General features: G+C 67.5%; 14 protein-coding genes and 1 pseudogene. 4 read left to right on the top strand and 11 right to left on the bottom strand.

Features of this window, described 5'->3' with window-relative positions; all coding sequences use genetic code 11:
• The 3 genes from A6A27_RS36625 to A6A27_RS36615 all read left to right on the top strand — a co-directional run.
• Window positions 1-250: carboxyl transferase domain-containing protein (locus A6A27_RS36625; protein ID WP_274534621.1), on the top strand; the 250-nt coding region annotated here is incomplete at its 5' end.
• Window positions 247-489, top strand: a complete 243-nt coding sequence (locus tag A6A27_RS43810; RefSeq protein ID WP_073839248.1) for an acyl-CoA carboxylase subunit epsilon — start codon at window positions 247-249, stop codon at window positions 487-489. The genes A6A27_RS36625 and A6A27_RS43810, both read left to right, overlap by 4 nt.
• 47 nt (window positions 490-536) lie before the next feature.
• Entirely contained in the window at window positions 537-2,288 is a 1,752-nt protein-coding gene (locus A6A27_RS36615; RefSeq protein ID WP_198940608.1) for an acetyl/propionyl/methylcrotonyl-CoA carboxylase subunit alpha, read from the top strand.
• A 482-nt stretch (window positions 2,289-2,770) separates the two neighbouring features.
• On the opposite strand, the gene A6A27_RS36610 is transcribed toward A6A27_RS36615, so the two are convergent.
• From A6A27_RS36610 to A6A27_RS36570, 6 genes are all read right to left on the bottom strand, one after another.
• Entirely contained in the window at window positions 2,771-4,252 is a 1,482-nt protein-coding gene (locus A6A27_RS36610) for an ABC transporter substrate-binding protein (protein WP_073839246.1), read from the bottom strand.
• A gap of 51 nt (window positions 4,253-4,303) precedes the next feature.
• A complete protein-coding gene (locus A6A27_RS36605) occupies window positions 4,304-5,203 on the bottom strand; it encodes an ATP-binding cassette domain-containing protein (RefSeq protein WP_073839245.1) in 900 nt (299 codons plus the stop codon).
• The gene (locus A6A27_RS42595; RefSeq protein WP_158074126.1) at window positions 5,200-6,891 is read right to left on the bottom strand and encodes a dipeptide/oligopeptide/nickel ABC transporter permease/ATP-binding protein; all 1,692 of its coding nucleotides are present in this window, start codon (window positions 6,889-6,891) and stop codon (window positions 5,200-5,202) included. The genes A6A27_RS36605 and A6A27_RS42595 overlap by 4 nt, the downstream gene beginning before the upstream one ends.
• Before the next feature lie 82 nt (window positions 6,892-6,973).
• The gene (locus tag A6A27_RS36580; protein WP_073839244.1) at window positions 6,974-7,957 is read right to left on the bottom strand and encodes an ABC transporter permease; all 984 of its coding nucleotides are present in this window, start codon (window positions 7,955-7,957) and stop codon (window positions 6,974-6,976) included.
• Window positions 7,958-8,007: 50 nt separating this feature from the next.
• Window positions 8,008-9,492 carry an ABC transporter substrate-binding protein gene (locus tag A6A27_RS36575; protein WP_073839243.1) on the bottom strand — a complete coding sequence of 495 codons (1,485 nt, stop codon included), beginning with the start codon at window positions 9,490-9,492 and terminating at the stop codon, window positions 8,008-8,010.
• Window positions 9,493-9,520: 28 nt separating this feature from the next.
• Window positions 9,521-11,194 carry an ABC transporter family substrate-binding protein gene (locus tag A6A27_RS36570; protein ID WP_143194362.1) on the bottom strand — a complete coding sequence of 558 codons (1,674 nt, stop codon included), beginning with the start codon at window positions 11,192-11,194 and terminating at the stop codon, window positions 9,521-9,523.
• Between the two features lie 418 nt (window positions 11,195-11,612).
• Here A6A27_RS36570 and A6A27_RS36565 point away from each other — a divergent pair, with 418 nt between their 5' ends.
• Window positions 11,613-13,022 (top strand): aminotransferase class I/II-fold pyridoxal phosphate-dependent enzyme, encoded by a 1,410-nt coding sequence (locus A6A27_RS36565; protein ID WP_073839241.1) that lies wholly within the window; start codon window positions 11,613-11,615, stop codon window positions 13,020-13,022.
• A 98-nt stretch (window positions 13,023-13,120) separates the two neighbouring features.
• Here the strand turns inward: A6A27_RS36565 and A6A27_RS36560 are convergent.
• From A6A27_RS36560 to A6A27_RS36540, 5 genes and pseudogenes are all read right to left on the bottom strand, one after another.
• Window positions 13,121-13,699: pseudogene (locus A6A27_RS36560) on the bottom strand (ABC transporter ATP-binding protein); the annotation flags it as partial.
• A 210-nt stretch (window positions 13,700-13,909) separates the two neighbouring features.
• The gene (locus A6A27_RS36555; RefSeq protein WP_241825624.1) at window positions 13,910-14,989 is read right to left on the bottom strand and encodes an ATP-dependent DNA ligase; all 1,080 of its coding nucleotides are present in this window, start codon (window positions 14,987-14,989) and stop codon (window positions 13,910-13,912) included.
• A gap of 22 nt (window positions 14,990-15,011) precedes the next feature.
• A complete protein-coding gene (locus A6A27_RS36550; RefSeq protein ID WP_083673153.1) occupies window positions 15,012-16,136 on the bottom strand; it encodes a site-specific integrase in 1,125 nt (374 codons plus the stop codon).
• 310 nt (window positions 16,137-16,446) lie between these two features.
• On the bottom strand, window positions 16,447-18,816 hold the full coding sequence (locus tag A6A27_RS36545; RefSeq protein WP_073839239.1) for an ABC transporter permease: 2,370 nt from the start codon (window positions 18,814-18,816) through the stop codon (window positions 16,447-16,449).
• Complete coding sequence (locus tag A6A27_RS36540; protein WP_073839238.1) at window positions 18,813-19,505, bottom strand: ABC transporter ATP-binding protein; 693 nt, start codon at window positions 19,503-19,505, stop codon at window positions 18,813-18,815. The genes A6A27_RS36545 and A6A27_RS36540 overlap by 4 nt, the downstream gene beginning before the upstream one ends.
• Window positions 19,506-19,572 lie beyond the last annotated feature (67 nt).

Below are 19,572 nucleotides of genomic sequence, written 5' to 3'. Positions count from 1 at the left end.
GCAGGGCGCGGTGAACATCCTCTACCGGCAGGATCTGGCGAAGGCCGACGACCCGGCGGCCGTCCGGGCCGAGAAGATCGCCGAGTACGAGGACACCCTGGCCAACCCGTACATCGCCGCCGAACGCGGGTACGTCGACAGCGTGATCCCGCCGCACGAGACCCGGACCCAGATCGTCCGGGCCCTGCGGGTGCTCCGGACCAAGCGCGAGACCCTGCCCCCCAAGAAGCACGGCAACATCCCGCTGTGACCGCCAAGGATTTCCGGCGCGACCGAGCGCTTGCGTCCCCGATCGTCCGCCTGCACGGCGACGCCACCCCCGAGCAGGTCGCCGCTCTGATGGTCGTGCTCACCAGCGTCGCAGGCTCCGTAGAGGCGAACGAACCAGCCCCCCGCCGCACCTTCCTGTGGGCCGGACGTGCCCGCCCAGCGCGCGGGCCGTTGGCGCACGGGGCCGGTGGCTGGCGTCACTCGGCCCTGCCCCGCTGATCACCGGAGCGAATACGCGCCCTGACTATGACATGGAGCTACACATGCTGAAGAAGGTGCTGATCGCGAACCGAGGCGAGATCGCCGTTCGTATCGCGCGTGCGTGCAAGGACAGCGGTATCGCGTCGGTTGCCGTCTATGCAGACCCTGACCGCGACGCCTTGCACGTGAAGGTCGCGGACGAGGCGTACGCCATCGGCGGAGCGACTCCAGCTGAATCCTATCTGGCGCAGCAGAAGCTGCTCGATGTCGCCCGCAAGTCCGGCGCAGATGCCGTCCACCCGGGCTACGGGTTCCTCGCGGAGAACGCCTCGTTCGCCCAGGCCGTCATCGACGCCGGCCTCATCTGGATCGGCCCCTCCCCCGAGGCCATCGACGCGCTCGGCGACAAGGTCAAGGCGCGACACATCGCGGCCCGCGCCAAGGCTCCCCTCGTGCCCGGTACGCCCGACCCGGTCGCCGACGCCGAGGAGATCGTCGCCTTCGCCAAGGAGCACGGGCTGCCCGTCGCCATCAAGGCCGCCTATGGCGGGGGTGGACGCGGCCTGAAGGTCGCGCGCACCCTGGAGGAGATCCCGGGACTGTTCGAGTCCGCCACCCGCGAGGCCGTGACGGCTTTCGGGCGCGGTGAATGCTTCGTCGAGCGCTACCTGGACAAGCCCCGCCACGTCGAAACCCAGTGCCTTGCTGACACGCACGGCAACGTCGTGGTCGTCTCCACCCGCGACTGCTCTCTGCAGCGCCGCCACCAGAAGCTGGTCGAGGAGGCGCCCGCCCCGTTCCTGAGCGACGAGCAGAACGCCGAACTGGTCCGCGCATCCAAGGCCATCCTGCAGGAAGCGGGCTACCGCGGGGCAGCGACGTGTGAGTTCCTCGTCGGGCAGGACGGCATCATCTCGTTCCTCGAGGTCAACACCCGTCTTCAGGTCGAGCACCCGGTCACCGAGGAGGTCACCGGTATCGACCTCGTACGTGAGCAGTTGCGCATCGCCAGCGGCGAGCCTCTCGGCTACGAAGATCCCACCCCGACGCGGCACTCCATCGAGTTTCGGATCAACGGCGAGGATGCTGGCCGGGGGTTCCTGCCCGCTCCAGGCGTCATCACGCAGTTTCGTCCTCCGACTGGCCCCGGCGTGCGACTCGACTCCGGTGTCGAGGCCGGCGACGTCATCGGCGGCGCCTTCGACTCCATGCTGGCCAAGCTGATCGTTACCGGCCGGACCCGTGTCGAGGCCTTGGAGCGCTCGCGTCGCGCGCTGGCCGAGTTCGTCATCGACGGCATGCCCACGGTGATCCCATTCCACCGCGCGGTGGTCGACGACGAGGCGTTCGCCCCGGCCGACGCGACTCAGACGTTCTCCGTCCATACGCGCTGGATCGAGACCGAGTGGGACAACACCGTCGAGCCGCACTCCGGCACGGTCGCCGAGACGCAGGAGAACAGCCCCGAGCGGCAGACCGTCGTCGTCGAGGTCGACGGCAAGCGGCTCGAGGTCGTCCTGCCAGGCGGCCCGACCCTCGGTGGCGCTGCACAGAAGAAGGCACCCAAACGCTCCGGCGGTGGCAAGCGAAGCGCAGCCGTGTCCGACGACGTACTCACCGCGCCGATGCAGGGCACCATCATCAAAATCGCGGTCGAGGAAGGCCAGACCGTCGAGGCCGACGAACTCATCGCGGTCTTGGAGGCTATGAAGATGGAACAGCCCATTAACGCCCACAAGACCGGCACCGTCACAGGCATCGCCGTCTCCGTCGGCGACACCGTCCCCAACGGTGCCGTCATCGTCGAGATCAAGTAGACAGCGGTGTGAAGCGCGAGGGCGCACACGGCCGCTGCCGCCGGTTCTGCTGAGGACGCTGCGCCACCCGCTCGCATGTGGCCGCCCACCGGGCCCGGCCCGTTACCGGCGTCTCTTGGTAACGGGCGTCGCCGTGGATCGGCCGGGCCCGGCCGGGCGCGGCGAACAAGCCGCCGCTGATCCACGCCCAGCAGGCTCACCAACTCCGGCACGGGGACACCTGAAGGCGCCGGTCGACCGCCCAGGTTCATCGACCGGCCGCCTTCGAGACCTGCATCGGCGGGCTCCCGGACAGCGGCAGGCGCCGCGAGCCGGATCGGCGTGATCACCGACGCCGTTCGCCTGTCGCTGTACGTGCATGTCGAGTTGCACCATGGCGACTCTGATGGGCGCCGATACCGAGGGGTGGGTCAGGGGGCCTGCCCGCAGATCAACACCAGGTATTGCGCATGCGTGGGCTTTCCTCGTGATCCTTCGCGCCATTAGCCGAGCGGCCGGATTCGTCCCCAGTGCCACCACGGAATCGAGTAGCCGAGCTGATCGGCCCAGCCGAAGAATTTCTGGCTGCGCGGGTAGTACATGCCGTACCAGAACAGCGGCACCCACTCGATGTCGCGGGCCCAGACGGTCTGCAGACGCTGGTAGTGCTCGCGGCGCTCGTTTCGCGTGGCGGCCTGGCGCGCTGCCAGGTACGCGGCGTCCACGTCGGGATTGCGGTGCAGGCCCATGTTGTTGCGACCGCCGAAGGAGTATTTCGTCGCGGTGATCTCGGGGTCGGGTGCCATCGAACCGCCGACGATGATCAGATCGAAGTCGTGGTCCTTGCGGACCTGGCGGGACCAGTCCACCGAGTCCAGGCCATCGAAGCTCGCCTCGAAGCCGACCTCGCCCAGTTGGCGGGCCACCAGCTGCGCCAGCGGCTTGTGCCCGTGGAACATGTCCATGTAAAACATCGTCAGCCGGCCGCGTATCCCTGAGGCGTCGGCCCTGACACCCGCCTCATCGAGCAGGGCGCACGCCCGCTGCGCGTCGTGGCCGGGGGCCTTGGCCTCTGGATTCAACGCCCACGATGAGCCGAGCAGGTAGTGGTCCCAGACTTGGGAGACGCCGGGATCGCCCAGTTCGGCGATCTCGTCCCGGTTGATCGCGTAGGCGATCGCTTCCCGGACCCGCCGGTTCTGCCACAGCTTCCGGCCATGGTTGAAGTCCAGCAACGCCATGCCGGGGCCTTCCCGCGTCATGATCTCCACGCCAGGCGCGCCCTGCACGAGGTGCAACCGGTCACGGGTCAGCGTGTCCTGCGGGACGATGTGCGCTTCCCCGCGGGCGACCATGCGGACACATTCGTCGCGGTCCGGGACGATCTTCAGGATGAGTCGATCGATTTCCGGCTGCGGCCCCCAGTGGTTCTTCACCGCCTCCATGATGACATGCTCACCGGGGATCCACTCCGCCAGTCGGAATGGGCCCGAGCCGACTGGATTGTGGTTGTGCGGATTGGTCGTCCAGTCGGTGCCCTCATACAAATGCCGCGGCAGAATGTGGGCAAAGATGAAGTTTCCCAGTAGGACGAGGAAACCGGCGTTCGGCGAATGCAGGAGGTAGTCGACGGTGTGGTCGTTGACTGCGACGATGGTCTCCACGTCGTTGAGGAACATCGCCCCCTGGTAGCCCATTTTCTTGGCGTGCAGGTGGGTGTAGACGATGTCGTGTGCGGTCAGCGGCGTGCCGTCTTGCCAGCGGGCGGCCTGGTTCAGGTGGAACCGCCACCGGCGGGCTCCGTCCAACTGCTCCCAGTGTGTGGCCAGATCCGGGTACGGGTTGATGTCGTACCACTCGTTGAGCACGACCCGGTTGAAGATGTTGTTGCAGGCAAGGTAACCAGCGCTGCCGGTCACGTTGCGGTAGACATCGTTGAATTCAACCGCATCATGCGGCGTGGCCACCACGAAGTCGACGGTCATGCATGCCTCTCTCAGTGATTCTGGTTAGGCGACGATCGGTCTCGGAATCGGCTAAAGGGTGTCGCCGTGAGGGCAGGGCGGCAGGTTGTCGGTTTCTGTCGGCCATTGGCGTTGCAGCATTCGCGGCTTGGCGCGTTCGATGCGCGGGTCGGGTACCGGCACGGCCGCGAGGAGTTCCCGGGTGTACGGGTGCTGTGGATCGGCGATCACCTGCTCGGTCGCGCCCAACTCCACCATCTGGCCGCCGTACATCACGCCCACCCGTTGAGAGATGTCAGCGACCACGGCGAGGTCATGAGCCACGAACAGGTAGGAAACCTGCCGCGCTTGCTGCAACTCCTTGAGCAGTTTCAGGATCTCCGCTTGGACCGAGACGTCCAGGGCGGAGACCGGCTCGTCGAGCACGATCAGCTTCGGATCCAGGGCCAGCGCGCGGGCGATCGCGATGCGTTGGCGCTGACCGCCGGAGAACTCGTGCGGGAACCTCCGCAGGCTGGTGGCCGGCAGCCGTACCTGGTCGAGGAGCGCCAAGGCCTTCCGACTGCTAACCGCCAGACCATGGATCTGCGCTGGCTCCGCGAGAATGTCCGCCACCGTCATCCGCGGATCCAGCGAGGTGTACGGGTCCTGGAACACGACTGACAGCTCGCGCTGCAGTGCACGGGCGCTCGCGCCCTTGAGCTGGGAAGCGTCCTTGGCGAGGAACAGCACCCGGCCGGCCGTTGGCTTCTGCAGCCCGAGGATGGTCCGCAACAGGGTTGTCTTGCCGGAGCCGGACTCGCCGACGATGCCGAGGGTCTGCGCTGGACCGATCGAGAACGACACCGAGCAGAGGGCGTGCACGATGGGCGGGCCATGCCGTTGGGCGGCCCGCGGCGCCCGATAGTGCTTGACCAGGTCTCTGACGCGCAGCAGTTCAGGGGGCTCGCTGGCGTGGGTCTGATTGGTCATGGCTTCTCCACCGCCTTTCCTGTGATCCGCGGTGCGAGCGACAGCAGCCTCTTCGTGTAGTCCGCTTGCGGGTTGTCGAAGATGCTGAACACGTCACTCTCTTCGACGATCACGCCCTGGTGCATCACGGCGACGCGATCGGCGATGCCGGCGACGAGGGCCAGGTCGTGGGTGATGAAGAGCATTGCGGCGCCGGTTCGCTCCCGGGCCACTGCCAGGGTCGCCATCACGTGGGCCTGCACCGTCACGTCCAGCGCGGTGGTTGGTTCGTCGGCGATGATGAGATCGGGGTCGTGCACCATGGCCAGGGCGATAGCGATCCGTTGGCGCATGCCCCCGGACAGTTGATGCGGGTATTGGTCGAGCCTGGCCTCCGCGTCCTTGATGGCCACGCTCTCCATGAGTTCGACCGCGCGCCGCCGTGCCTCGGCGCGGCTGACGCCGCCGCTGTCCAGCTTCATCGAGTCCTCGAACTGGGCACCGACGGTGAGCACCGGGTTGAGGGTGGTGGACGGGTCCTGCAGGATCATGGCGATCCGCCGACCGCGGTACTTCCGCCACTGCTCGAAGGCCAGGCCGGAGAGTTCTTCCCCGGCAAAGACGACGGACCCGGTACCCACCGCGCTGCTAGGTAGCAGCCCCACCAGGGACAGTCCGGTCAGGGACTTTCCTGATCCGGACTCCCCGACGAGGGCAACCACCTCGCCCGGCTGGATCTCCAGGCTGATCGAATTCACCGCCTCCAGGGGCCCGAACCGCACGGACAAGTCGGTCACCTTGAGGACGGCGTGGTTCGCCGCGTCGCGCATTTGCGGCTTCCTGTTGCGCGACCGCCGACGGGTGGTCGCCAGCGGATTGGTCGGCGAGGACTTCGGGTTGAAAGCATCCCGCAGTCCCTCTCCGACGTAATTGACCGACAACACGATGGTGATGATCAGAAGGCCCGGGAAGTAGAACAGCCACGGGCGGGTCAGCACCGCCGACTGGGCATTGGCCACCAGCAGGCCGAGGGACGTGTCTGGTGGTTGCACCCCGAATCCGAGGAAGGACAGGCTGCTCTCGGCGAGGATGGCCACTCCGAACATGAGCGTGCCGGCCACCACGATGTGGTCCGAGACGTTCGGCACCAGGTGCCGGAACATGATGCGGGTCGGGCTTGCCCCCATCACGCGTGCGGCGTCGACGAACGCCAGTTCGCGCAGACTCAGTACGACGCCGCGCACGAGGCGGGCGACCGAGGTCCACATGAGGGAGCCCAGGACCATCGCGAGGCCGAGCCAGGAGACTCCGCGGCCGGTGACGAGGGACCCCAGGAACGCGGCCAGGGCGAGGGTGGGCAGGGTGAGCACGAGGTCGACAGCGCGCATCACGGTGGCGTCGATGAAACTGCCGAAGTAGCCAGCCGTGACACCCAGGACGACGCCGATGATGCAGGCGATGATCGTGACCGAGAACGCGATGAGCAGCGACTGCTGCATGCCGCGCAGCACGAGGGCGAACAGGTCCCGGCCGAGGGTGTCGGTGCCCATCGGGTGTTGCACGGATGGGGCCTGCGAGAGTTGCGGTGTGATGTCGGTGTAGTCGTACGGCCACAGCGGCGGCACGATGATCGCCGCGAGGATGACGATGAGCAGTACGCCCAGCGCGACCATGCCCACCTTGTGCCGGAGGAACCGTCGGACGGTCACGGCCATCTTTGATGTCCCGGATGTCTGGAACCCGGACCCCGACTGTGCCGGCTCGGACGCCGGCGGACGGTGCTTGGTCAGCTCATGACTTGGCATAGCGCACCCGAGGATCCACGAGGCCGTACAGGATGTCGGCGAGCAGGTTGAAGACGACCACGGCGGTCGCGGCGACGAGCAACCATGCGAGTACGGCATTGGTGTCGCGAAGCGCGATGGACTCCAGCAGGAATCCACCCATTCCTCGCCACTGGAACACCGTCTCGGTGATCACCGCGCCAGAGAAGACGACCGGAAGGTCCAGCGCCACGATGGTCACGATCGGGATGAGCGCGGGTCGGACCACGTACGACCTGATGATGCGTCGGCGAGTCAGCCCCTTGAGTACGGCGAACCGGACGTGGTCGGCGGCAAGCGCCTCCGCGACCGCGGTCCGCTGGTAGCGGCTCCACGTCGCGAAGTGCACCAGCGCCAACACGATCGTCGGCAGCACCAGGTGTCCCCCGATGTCCGCTACCAGCGCGAATCCCTCCGGTCGGGGCACCGACGCTTCCCCCACTGTGTAGAAGAGCTGATAACCGGTCAGGTTGTTCAGCCCGATCCCCCACTGCTTCAACAAGACGGCCAACCAGAACGACGGCAGCGCGAGGAGCACGAACGCAGCCGGGGTCATGAGCAGGTCTGGCCAGCGACGCTGGTGCAGCGCGGAGACAGTGCCGGCGATCAAGGAGAGCACCAGCGCCAGCACGATGGCCAACAGCACGAGTCGAAGGGTGACGCCGACTCGCGTGCCCAACTCGGCTCCGATGTCCCGGTTGGCGATCGTGGACGGGCCGAAGTTCCCGGTGACGACGCCACTAAGCCAGGTCAGGTAGCGCACCGGGAGTGGGTCGTTCAGGCCCAGTCGTGCTTCCTCGGCCGCGATGACCGACTCCGGGACCGGCGGCTGCCGGTCCCGGAGTTCGGCCAGCGGGTCTCCCGAAACCGAGATCACGGTGAAGATCACGATGGAAGCGAGCAGCAAGACCAGGACGGCGCTTGCCAGCCGTCGAAGGATCAGCCGAAGCATGTCTTCGCACCTCCTCTGCTCGGGAAGATCTGCATGCGATTACGTGCGCCTCAGACCGGGCGGATCCGGCCCCAGTGCCACCAGGGCACCGAGTAGCCGAGCTGGTCGGACCAGCCGTAGAACTTGCTGCTGCGGGCGAAGTAGGTGCCGTACCAGAACAGCGGCACCCATTCGGTGTCCCGGGCCCAGACCTCCTGCAAACGCTGGTAGTGCGCGCCGCGTTCGGCGAGAGTGCCCGCCGTGCGGGCGGCGAGGTAGGCGGCGTCCACGTCCGGGTTGTGATGCTGGGCGATGTTGCCCTGGCCGCCGGTGGAGTACTTCGGCGCGGTGATCTCCGGATCGGGCGCCATCGAGCCACCCACGATGATCAGGTCAAAGTCGTGCTCCCCGGCGATGCGCCGCGCCCAGTCCACGGAGGACAGCCCTTCGAAGCTGACCTCGAAGCCGATCTCACCGAGCTGTCGGCTGATCATCTCGGCCAACGGCTTGTGCCCATAGAAGCTGTCCATGTAGAACATCGACAACCGGGCCCGTACTCCGGAGGCGTCGGCGGTCACGCCGGCCTCGTCGAGCAGCGCGCGCGCCCGCTCCACGTCGTAGGCCGGCGCCGTGGCGGCCGGGTTGAACGCCCAGTCCACCGAGCCCAACAGGTAGTGGTCCCACGCTTGCGACACTCCCGGGTCGCCGAGCTCGGCGATCTCCTTCCGGTTCACCGCGTGGGCGACCGCCTCGCGGACGCGGTGGTCTCGCCAGAGGTCCCGGCCGTGGTTGAAGTCCAGCAGCGCCATGCCCGGCCCCGGGTCCCGCAGGAGTTCGATGTCCGGCGTCGCGTCGTCGAGCAGGTGGAGCCGATCCCTGGTCAGGGTGTCCTGGGGGAAGAAGTGGGCCTCACCGCGCGCCACCATCCGGACGCATTCGTCCCGGTCCGGAACGATCCTCAAGATCAGCCGGTCGATCTCCGGCTGGGGGCCCCAGTGGTCCTTCACCGCCTCCATGACGACGTGCTCACCGGGGATCCACTCCGCCAGCCGGAACGGCCCGGACCCTACCGGTTTCAGGTTGTGCGGGTTCGTCGCCCAGTCCGTTCCCTCGTAGAGATGCCGGGGCAGGATGTGGGTGAAGATGAAGTTGCCCAGCAGAACGAGGAATCCGGCGTTGGGCGTGTGGAGGTGGTAGTCGACGGTATGGTTGTTGACCGCGACGATCGTCTCCACGTCTTTCAGGAAGCGGCCGCCCGTGTATCCCATTTTCATGGCGTGCAGGTGGGTGTAGACGACGTCGTGCGCGGTCAGGGGGGTGCCGTCCTGCCACCGGGCGGCCTGATTGAGATGGAAGCGCCACCGCCGCGACCCGTCCAGCTGCTCCCAGTGGGTTGCCAGGTCCGGGAACGGGTTGATCTCAAACCATTCGTTCAGTACGACGCGGTTGTAGATGTTGTTGCAGGCGATGTAGCCGGCACTCGCGGTGGTGTTGCGGTAGACGTCATTGAATTCCACCGCGTCGTGCGGGGTGGCCACCACAAAGTCGACCGTCATTTCTTTCCTTTCTCGGTTGACCGCATGATTACTTGCGCAGGCCCCACTGCTCGACATTCATCGTGGTTCCGTATTTGCTCGGGTTGATGAAGATGTTGGCGAACTTGTCGGGGTAGACGGCCATCTGCGGGCTGGCGAACAGCGGCAGCACCACACTGTCAGCAAGCAGCACCCGGTCCAGTCGGTTCATGAGCTCAACCTGCTTGGCGGGCTCGAGTTCGGTTGCCGCCTCTGCGAACAACTGGTCCGCTTCTGGGGACGAGTAGCCGAACGAACGGGCCGCGTTGGTGCCGTACCACTGCTGCAGTGAGAGCGCACCGAGGTCCAGCGCTGTTCCGGTAGCCATGATGTCGAAGCTGCCCGAACGCAGGGCCGGGGAGTAGCGCGAGCCGTCGGCCGGGTCGATGACGACCGTGATGCCCAGTTGCTTGAGCTGTGCCTGGACGATCTGCGCGAGCTCCATTCGGAGCACGTCGGTCGACAGCGTCAACATCTTCAGGTCGCGCAGCGGCTTCCCGTCGGGAAGGGTCAGCTTGCCGTCGGTCACGCGGTATCCGGCTTGCTGGAGGATTCCGAGCGCGGCCTTGTTGTCACCCTTGCCGATGTTGAGCTCATCGGTGTTGTCCCGGTAGGCGTCGATGCCCCCCACCTTCTGCCCGGGGACGTACGCGCTGCTCTTCATGGTCACCAGGTCTGGTGCGTACTGGCCCACCGTGCGCTTGCGCATGTCGTCAAGATTGAGCGCGGTGGCGATTGCCTTACGCAGCGCCGCGTCGCTCATCACGTCGCCGGTGGTCTTCATGCCAAGGTGGTAGTAGGTGATCGTCGAGCCGAGCAGAACGGTCATGCCGTTCATGGCCTTCACCTGGTTGACCGTGTCCAGTGTCGGGTTCTGGTAGACAAGGTCGATCTCGCCGTTCTGCAGCGCGGTGATCTGCGCGCCTTGGCCGGAGATGTAGCGGGTGGTGATGGTGTCCAGGTGCGCCGGCTCCCCGTACCATTTGGGGTTTTTGACCATCGTCATCGAGACGCCGTCCTGGTAGTCCTTGATGACGTACGGTCCGCCGGAGAACTTCGGCACGTTCTTGCTGAAACCTTCGTTGAAGGAGGTCGCCAGATCCCCGTAGGACGCCGCGACGTGCGCCGGCAGGATGTAGTTGAACAGGGCCTGCCATGCCGAGAACGGCTTCGAATAGGTCATCGTCACCGTCTTGCCGTCATTGGCGGTCTCAAGGGACGTGATCAGCGAGTAGCCCTCGGTGAAGGCGGCCTTGCAGCCGGCGCACTTCTTCGGGTCCTGCACCGCCTGCGTGTACTCGAAGTCCTTGCCGGTGATCGGGGTCCCGTCGGACCATACGGCCTTCTGATGGATCTTGTACTCAACCTTCATCGGGCTGGCACTGACGACCTTGGCGGATTCCAGCAGCGCCGTGTTGAGCACCACGCTGGTGTCGGGGTTGGTCAGGAACGGATGTGGATAGAACGGCCACTGTTGCTGACGCTGGCCCGTGGTGTCGCCGGCCGCGGAGAGCGGGTTCCAGTCCGTGATCGGGCTGGAGGCGGCGAGCGTCAGCGTCCCGCCGTCGGCCACCTCGCTGGATGAGGTCGGGGTGTTTGCGCTGTCATCGATCTTGGTGCAGCCCGCGGTCCCGGCCAGGGCGGCGAGCGCCACAGCGACCGCGAGACGTCGAGAGGCCTTCACTGGCACACGTCCTCTGGTTCAAGTGAGTGGTAGGGCGACATCTGCGAGCGGTAGCGGCATGCGAGTTCCCGTCACCGGTGTACGTCGCGTGCCGGGTGAACTCGGCGGCGGGTGCCAGGGTGGCTGGACTTCGCGGCCGGGACCCTGAAGTTCGAGGTCAACGCAGTAGAAGCTAGGTTCGAGTTATGTTCAGGTCAAGAATTAAATGTCCATGGACATATTCGTTGGCAGCGCGGGCGCCTCAACTCGGCGTGACCGGCGGAGCGCCACAGCCAGCACGGCATCGATGCCGCCGCCCTCGCCGAGCCCCAACCTCGGGCATTACAGTCAGCACGGGACGCGCCCTCCGGCTTGATCATCAGGAGGCGCCGGGCAACTCTGGCTGCGGCGGAGTTTCGCCACTCGGAGGACACGAAGCGTGACGACAGCAGCGCCGCTGGACGGCCAGGAATGCCTCCAGCTCATCCAGTCTCGGCTCACCCTGCGTTCGGCCAACGCGCTGGCCCGGGCAATTCTCGACCTGATTGCCTCGGGGGAACTGCCGGCCCAGTCCCAGCTACCCACCGTGAGGGATCTGGCGGCCGGGCTGGGGATGAGCAGGTCGGCGGTCGCGCAGGCCTGGAAGACGCTCAGCTCCCGCCATGTCATCGAAACCCGACGTCGCGGCGGCACCTTTGTCCTGGGGCCGCCACAGCCTCCCCGGGCCAGGCGATACGACAGCATGGTCCGGACCTCATCAACCATGCCGATCGATCTGGGGAACCTGCGCACAGACGACTTGCCGCCTCCAGACCTGGCACCGGCACTTGACTACGCACTCAGCAACCGCGACCTGCACAACACCTTTGCCGACCCGATCACACCCGAGCTGGCGGCAGCCGTCGCGCCATATTGGCCGTTCGACACCAATCATTTTCTAGCCACCCATGGCATCATCGATGCCATCGAACTGGCTCTTGCCGCCGCGGTCCGGCCAGGCGATCGAGTGATCATCGAGTCGCCCAGCCAGGCACGTGTCCTCGACATCTTGGAATCCATCGGCGCCACGGCCATCCCCATCGAGTACCGACCCGATGGCCCGGACCTGGATCAACTACGGGTGGCAATGATCAACAAGCCGACCGCGATGATCTACCAGCCCAATGGAAACGTGCCATCCGGACGGGCGGTGGATGACGCCTGGATTGAGGCGGCGGCAGCGTTGCTTCAGGATGAAACATTTCCCGTCTTCGAACTGTCGCAAACCGCCCTTATGCGACCCATACAGCGATCCCTGGCGACCCGGCTGCCAAGCCGGGTCGTGCACATGCAGGCCTACAACTTCTTCTTCGGGGCCGACCTGCGTGTCGCGGTGGTAGGCGGAGCGTCAGAGTACATCGACATGATGTGGTCACGGCTCACCTACTCCTCACGCTGGGTCAGCCGGCTCCTGCAGCTCGCGTTGGCTTTCCAGCTGACCGATGCAAAGGCGATCCGACACACGGAAGACTTTGTCGCGGAGTGCAAGCGGAGGCATTCCCAATTCAGCCAGGCCCTGACCAGATGCGGATTCGATCTCGAGCCGACCACTGGGCCCCACATCTGGCTGCCAGTCCCCGATGAACATTCCGTCTGCACCCGACTCAGCCGCGACGGCATCGTTGTTCATCCCGGCAGCTTCTTCCAGGCTGGCGCCGCCGTGCAGCACCATGTACACATCAACGGCGCCGCCCTGATCCGCGGCATCGACGAAATGGCCCAGACGATTACCGAGGCCTGCCAGATGCCCGTCAAGGCAAACGATGGCCCGTCACTCCCGGCGAGATCGGGGGGACTGAGCCGGGATTGAACTCCAGGCCCCGACACGTCGAGAGGGATGTTGATCTTGGCTGGCATGTAGCCGGCGAGGCAGCGGCAGTCATTACCCCACCGATGCCCGCGCCCGCCTCCCTGCCTGGCGAGCTCCCTGACGGCCTGCCACACCTCGAGACGCGCCTGTGAATCGAGCCCGGTCGTCGGTTCATCGAGGAAAATCACCGGCGGGTTCCCGATGAGGCTCATCGCGACGTCGAGGCGGCGGCGCATGCCGCCCGAGTACGTCGACACCTTCCGGTTGGCCGCGTCAGTCAGCGAGAAGCGGGTCAGCAGGTCATCCGCGATCCGGCCAGAATCTCTCAGATGCCGCAACCGGGCGACCAGCACCAGGTTTTCCCTCCCGCTGAGGATCTCGTCGACGGCTGCGAACTGTCCCGTCAGGCTGATGGACTCGCGCACGTTCGCGGCTTGCGTGGGGACGTCGAAGCCGTTGACGCTGGTCGTCCCCGCGTCCGGCTTGAGCAGCCAGGATACGCACGACCGTGGTCTTGCCCGCCCCGTTGGAGCCGAGCAGGGCGAAGATGCTGCCCCGCGCCACGTCGAAGTCCACGCCGCGCAGCACGTCCAGCTCTTGTAGGACTTCTCCAGGCCCTGCACCTGGATCACAGGCCGCCGGGCCTGCTCAGTTGTCATCTGGAAATCCATGGACATGGCGTCAGCATGCGGGGTTGATGCTGCGTCAAGGTCAAGCCCGGACGCAAGGCAGGTCGTCTGCCCAGATTGCGGGAGTGGCATCAAGGCTGACCCACCGCTCGTCCGTCGACAGTTGTGGACGCGGCTGCCTCAGGCACGGGTGACTGTTGAAGGCGTGACTGCAGCGGTCCGGAAGCACCTGCTGCTCGTCAGCGGGCCCGCGGATGCTCACCCCGGGTCGCCGTAGTAGCCCTGCTCCTCGCCGAGCAGCAGCGGCACGTCATAGACCGACAGGTCCGGCCGGGCCCGCGCGTAGCGCACGCGGTGGCGCCATCGTCCGTGTTCGAACGCCACGTCGGCGTCGATCTCCGCCACCACGGTCGGGTCTACCTGCACGTACGGCAGCGGCTCTGGCCGGTCCAACTGGCCGGACCAGGACGCCGGCAGTGGATTCGGCCACGGGTGTGCGACCGCGCCACGGCGCGGCATGCGTGGCGGCGAGAGCTGCTCGGCCAACGCCGCCCGCTGACCGGTGGTCAAGGGGTGGGAGCGGCCGGTGTACCGCAACCGTCCCCGCCGGTCGAACCGGCCGAGCAGCAGCGTCTCCGGCCGGCTGATGCTGCCGGTAACCCCGCCGACGATGGCCTCCGTGACGATGCGGGTGCGGAATTTCGACCAGCCGCGGCGGCCGGGCTCGTACCGGCCGGCCAGGCGCTTGCTGACCACGCCCTCGATCCCCACGGCGACGGTCCAGTTCAGCAGCCAGTCCGACACCTCCCGCATGTCGGCCGTCTGCGGGGTCACGGTGAGCTGCGCCGGGGCGCCGGCGAGCAGCCGCTCCAGCCGGGCCCGCCGCTGCGCCAGCGGCAGGTTCAGGATCACGCGACCGCCGACGTCGGCGAGGAGATCGAACAGCACGTAATGGGCAGGGCACTCGCGTGCCATGTGCAGCACAGCGCGGCCGGCGGTGACGCGTCGCTGCAACTGCGCGAAGTTGGTCCGGCCACGCTCCCAGACGATCAGCTCACCGTCGAGCACCACGCCGGGCGGGATGGCCGCCCGGACTGCCCGGGTGATGTCCGGGAAGTAGGTCGTCAGATTCCGGCCGGCCCGCGACTGCGTCCGGGCGATGTCGGCGTAGGATGCCCCGCCGGCGGCGGTCCAGGCCCGGAATGCCTCATCGACGTCCCGCATCGGGTCCTTCAGGTACCGGATGTAGCGGTAGGTCGTCGCCGGACTCGCGTGGCCGAGCCGCCGCTGCACCTGCAACAACGGGTTGCCGCTCATGTGGTCCAGCAGCGTCGACATGGGCAGCTGCTGTGCCCGGCCGTCACCTAGCGCCAGCCGGGTCAAATAGATCAGCAGCCGCAGCGCGAACGTGTGACGCAGATCGTGATATACCCAGCACCGGCAGCTCCGGCCCCACCCCGCCGGTCGCCGCGGCCTTCATCCGCTCCCACGCCGCCCACCGGACCCGGTCCCACCCCGAGGCCGTGAGCATCCGCCCACCGGCGCCGATGAACACCGCCAGCGGATCGAGACCGTCCCCGGTCTCCCGCACCGCGATCCGCCGCAGCCGCGAATCCATACCCCGGATCGGCCTGGTGACCGTACGGCCCTCAAGCACGCCGCAGACCTTCGCGCCGTCCGCCTCCAGCCGAGTGATGACGAACAGGTCCCGGTGGTCGCGCCGCAGCGTGCCCTGCGCCTTCGCGACGATCTCGGGCCGCTCCAGCAGCAGGTAAGGGTCCAGCAGTTCCATCGCGTCCCCCGGCACATAGACCGAGCGGTGGTGCCCAGCCTTCGCGCACGCGCCGAGCTCAACGTCGGCAGTGCGCGGCCGTCGGCCATCGAGTAGCCCCAGCTCGGGCAGCAGCAGTGTCGACCACTCCTGGATGCGCATCCCGGTCAGCAGTGCCAGCTCGCAGGCCGCGCGGTTGCGATGCGGTCGCCAGCCCCGGAAGCCCTGGTCGAGACCACCGTCGGGCGCCAGCCCGCCGAATCCGACGTCCCGGCAGTACAGGTACTGCTCAAGCTCCATGTGCCGCACCCGCAGATCCCGGCGGGTCCCGCTGGCCAGCGTCCGCTGCCGCCGGGTCGTCGCCCGCCATGGCCGACGCTCAACGACGCCCTGCCGCAACAGGAAGCCGTAGAGGCAACCGATCGCTGCCGCGTCGCGATCCCAGGCCGCCTCACCGACCGTCTGCTCGGCCTCGTCGAGCCGCCAACGCCGGAAGTCCTGAATGTCCACCTCGGAAGCCGACGCCAGGTCGAGCCCTCGAGCCTGCAGGAACCGCAGCAGCATCAACGCCGTATACGCGTACCCGCGCATCGTCTTTGGGCTGCGCCGGTTCAGCGCCAACCCGGAACCAGCTGCACAGCGGCTCCACCGGCCACATCGACTCGGACAGCAGCACCGGCGTACCCGGTGCCGGCGCGAACCTCGCGAGCACATCGGAAGTCTCCGGTGCACTCAGCCCCGGGGCACCACCGGCCTTACGGACCGTCCGCGCGTCTGCGAAGAACAGGTGCATTACAGCTCCGGGCAGTCGACGACTACGTCAACCACTCAACGGCGCCAACGTCCGACAGTAGCGGCGGACAGCCTGATCAAATCCACTGGATGACTACGCCCGCCGACTACAGCGTGTTACCACGACGAGGGGCGCAGCGCCCGGATCGCGGCTAGAAGAGTGCCCTGCCTGCTCTCGACCCTGTCGGCTCGGGGCCTGCGGTATCGCGTCCGGAGGCCCCGAGGCGACGGCTCACTCGTTGTGGAGCACCTCGGCGATCGTGAGCCGGGCCGCGCCGCGGGCCGGGACCAGTGCACCGAGGAGCGCGATCACGACGCCGGCGAGGGCCATGAGCGCGAGCGTCGGCGCCTGCCACACCTCCAGCACCGAGTGTGGGATGGCGATCCGGGCCGCGTCGGCGGCGGTGGGCACGATGTACCGGTGCGCGACGATCCCCAGGGGGATGCCGAGCACACCGCCGGCCGCGCCGACGACGGCCATCGACGTCAGCACCATTGTGACGACCTGGCGTGGTGTCATCCCGATCGATTTGAGCATGCCGAGGTCGCGGCGGCGTTCCCGGACGTTGAGCACGACCGTGTTGAAGACGCCGAGGGCCGCGACGGTGGACAGCAGCAGCGAGAGCACCGACGAGAAGCCGATCACGGTCACCGCGAAGTCGCTGAGCTGGGAGGTGTCCCATGCATCGATCGCCGGGTCGGCCGCCTTGACCGCGGCGACGTACGCCGCGACATCGCCGCCACGCTTGAGCTGGACCTGGTAGTACACCTCGTGTGGTTTGACGGCGCGGTCCGGCGCGAGTTCGGTGAGGACGCGCCAGTCCACGAACATGCCGGGCGGTCCGGGCGCGCCGTCCATCGTCTCGCCGATCACGGTCAGCACCGTCCGCCGTCCGCCGAGCTCCAGGGTGAGTTTGTCCCCGATCTTCAGTCCGCGCTCACGCATGAGTTCCGACGGCACGACTGTCTCGTCTGCCCGCGTCATCCAGCGTCCGGCGGTGAGCTCGTCCTGGTAGCCCATCGACGAGTAGTCACCGCGGACGAAGTTGACGGTCAGCGGCTGGGTCTGCCCGATGGTGGGGACCGGCAGTCTGAAGACGGAGGTGACCCGGGCGACGTCCGGCAGCCCGCGCAGCAGCTGCTCGACCTCGGTGTCGGTCCGAGTGGTGGTGGCCTGCGGCCCCGTGGGCGGCAGCTGACCTTCGGGGGCGATCCGCGTCCGGCCGTCGGACGGCCGGACCCCGATCTGTCCCGAGGCCCGGTCTTCGATCGTGGAGATCCGGGTCAGCGTGTCGGCCAGCCCGGTCGCGAACGTCACGGTGGTCACGCCGAGCAGGACGGCCACGACGGTGAAGACGGTCCGGCCCGGTCGCGCGAACGGCAGGCCCAGCCCGAGGGTGACCGGACGCGACAGCCGGACACCGGCGAGCCGGCGCTGGATTCGCGTCCCATGCCCGGTCCGTGGGGAGCTGCCGGCGCTGATCGCCTGGGCGGCCGAGAGTCGGTGTGCCCGGACGGCGGGTACGAACGCCGACAGGGCGACGAGTGTCGGCACGCCGACCAGCCCGGCGACCCAGATCCAGACGCCGACGTTGATGCCGACGTCGAGTCCGAGGCCCGCGAACCCGTCGCTCAGCAGCGGCTGGGCGGCGAGGGTGCCGGCGACGGTGCCAAGGACACAGCCGATGAGGGCGGGTACCGACACCATGACGAGGTGGACGGCGACAACCTGGCGCGGTGTGAATCCGAGCGCCTTGAGGATCCCGATGTGCCGGAAGCTGGAGACGACCGCGCCGCTGACCACGTTGCCCACGATGACGACCGCGACGATCAGTCCGAGCATGCCAAACGTGGCGAGGAACGGCACGTACACGCCGATGTCCGAGGCGACCTTCTCCTTGACGACGAGGTACGGCTGCGCGGCGATCAGCGCGCCCGCCGGCAGGCCGGCCGTGACGGCGGCCAGGTCGGCGTGGACCGCGGGCTTCGTAGACACGTCACCGGTGAACCGGTAGAGCATCTGAACCGACGTGGGGTGCAGCGCGGTCATCTGTTCCGGTGACACCCAGGCGTCGGCGGTCTGGCTGAGACTGTGGGCCCGGCCGACGACGGTGTACCGCTTGCCGCCGAGGGTCACCTCTCCGCTGTCCGGCGGAAATCCCCTCGGGTCGGCGCCGGGGTCGGGCTGGTTGAGGACGATCTCGCCGGCGGCCGTGGGCCAGCGCCCCTGCCAGAGGTTGAGACGGTCCACCGAGCCGCCCGGGTCGGCGCGCCCCACGACGGTCAGCGGACCCCGTGGGCCCGGCCCGCCGCCCTCGGTAAGGTCGAGCGTTACCTGCCCGAACGGTCCCGCTGCGGCCGCCACGCCGGTTCGCTGGCCGGTGAGCTGCGCGTCGGTGACCTTGGCCGGGTCGTACACGGCGATCGCGTGTGGTCCCTGCTGCCTGGCGAAGGCGCGATCGAACGGCGCCGAGGACGCCTCGAGCAGCGCCAGCGCCACGACGATCGTCGTGGTGGAGAGCAGGACGACCAGGCCGATGACGAACGTCTGCACCCGGCGTCGCCGGACTGCGGCCCGCGAGGCCCTCCACACGGCACTCATGCGCGTTCCAGACTGCGTTCGCGGGTGATCCGGCCGTCGGCCAGTTCGACCACGCGGCTCGCGCACCGCGTCGCGAGCCGCTCGTCGTGGGTGACGATGAGCAAAGTCTGTCCGATCTGGTTGAGGTCCAGCAGCAGGTCCATCACCTGCTCGCCGGAGCGGCTGTCCAGGGCGCCGGTCGGCTCGTCGGCGAGCAGCAGTGCCGGACGGTTCATGAGGGCCCGGGCCACCGCGACGCGCTGGCGCTCGCCGCCACTGAGGGCCGCCGGATACGCGTTGCGCCGGTCGGCGATGCCGAGTTCGTCGAGCAGTTCCATGGCCCGCTTGCGTGGCGGGCCTGCCTTGGTACCGGTCAGCTGGGCGGCGAGCGCCACGTTGTCTATCGCCGGTAGGTCGTCGAGCAGGTTGAAGAACTGGAAGATCATGCCGATCCGGTGCCGCCGGAACAGCGCAAGCTTCGTTTCGTTCAGGCGGCTCAGCTCCTCGTCGTGGACGCGCACCGACCCGGATGTCGGCCGGTCCAACCCGGCGATCATGTTCAGCATGGTGGACTTGCCGCAGCCCGACGGGCCCATCACCGCCACCGCCTCACCGGTGCGGATCTCAAGCGACACGCCGTCCAGGGCGGTCGTGTCGCCGTACTCCTTGCGGACCTTGTCCAGCCGCACGACGCAGGTATCAGTGGTCATGGCAGCACGCTATGGCCGCGGGTGGTGCCCGGTCGTCGGTCCTGGGATGTAATACGTCGGAGCTGTC

The sequence above is a fragment of the Micromonospora sp. CB01531 genome (assembly GCF_001905095.1).
GTDB lineage: Bacteria > Actinomycetota > Actinomycetes > Mycobacteriales > Micromonosporaceae > Micromonospora.
Note: the sequence above shows the minus strand (reverse complement) of the source record. Positions and strands in the feature narration are given on the sequence as shown.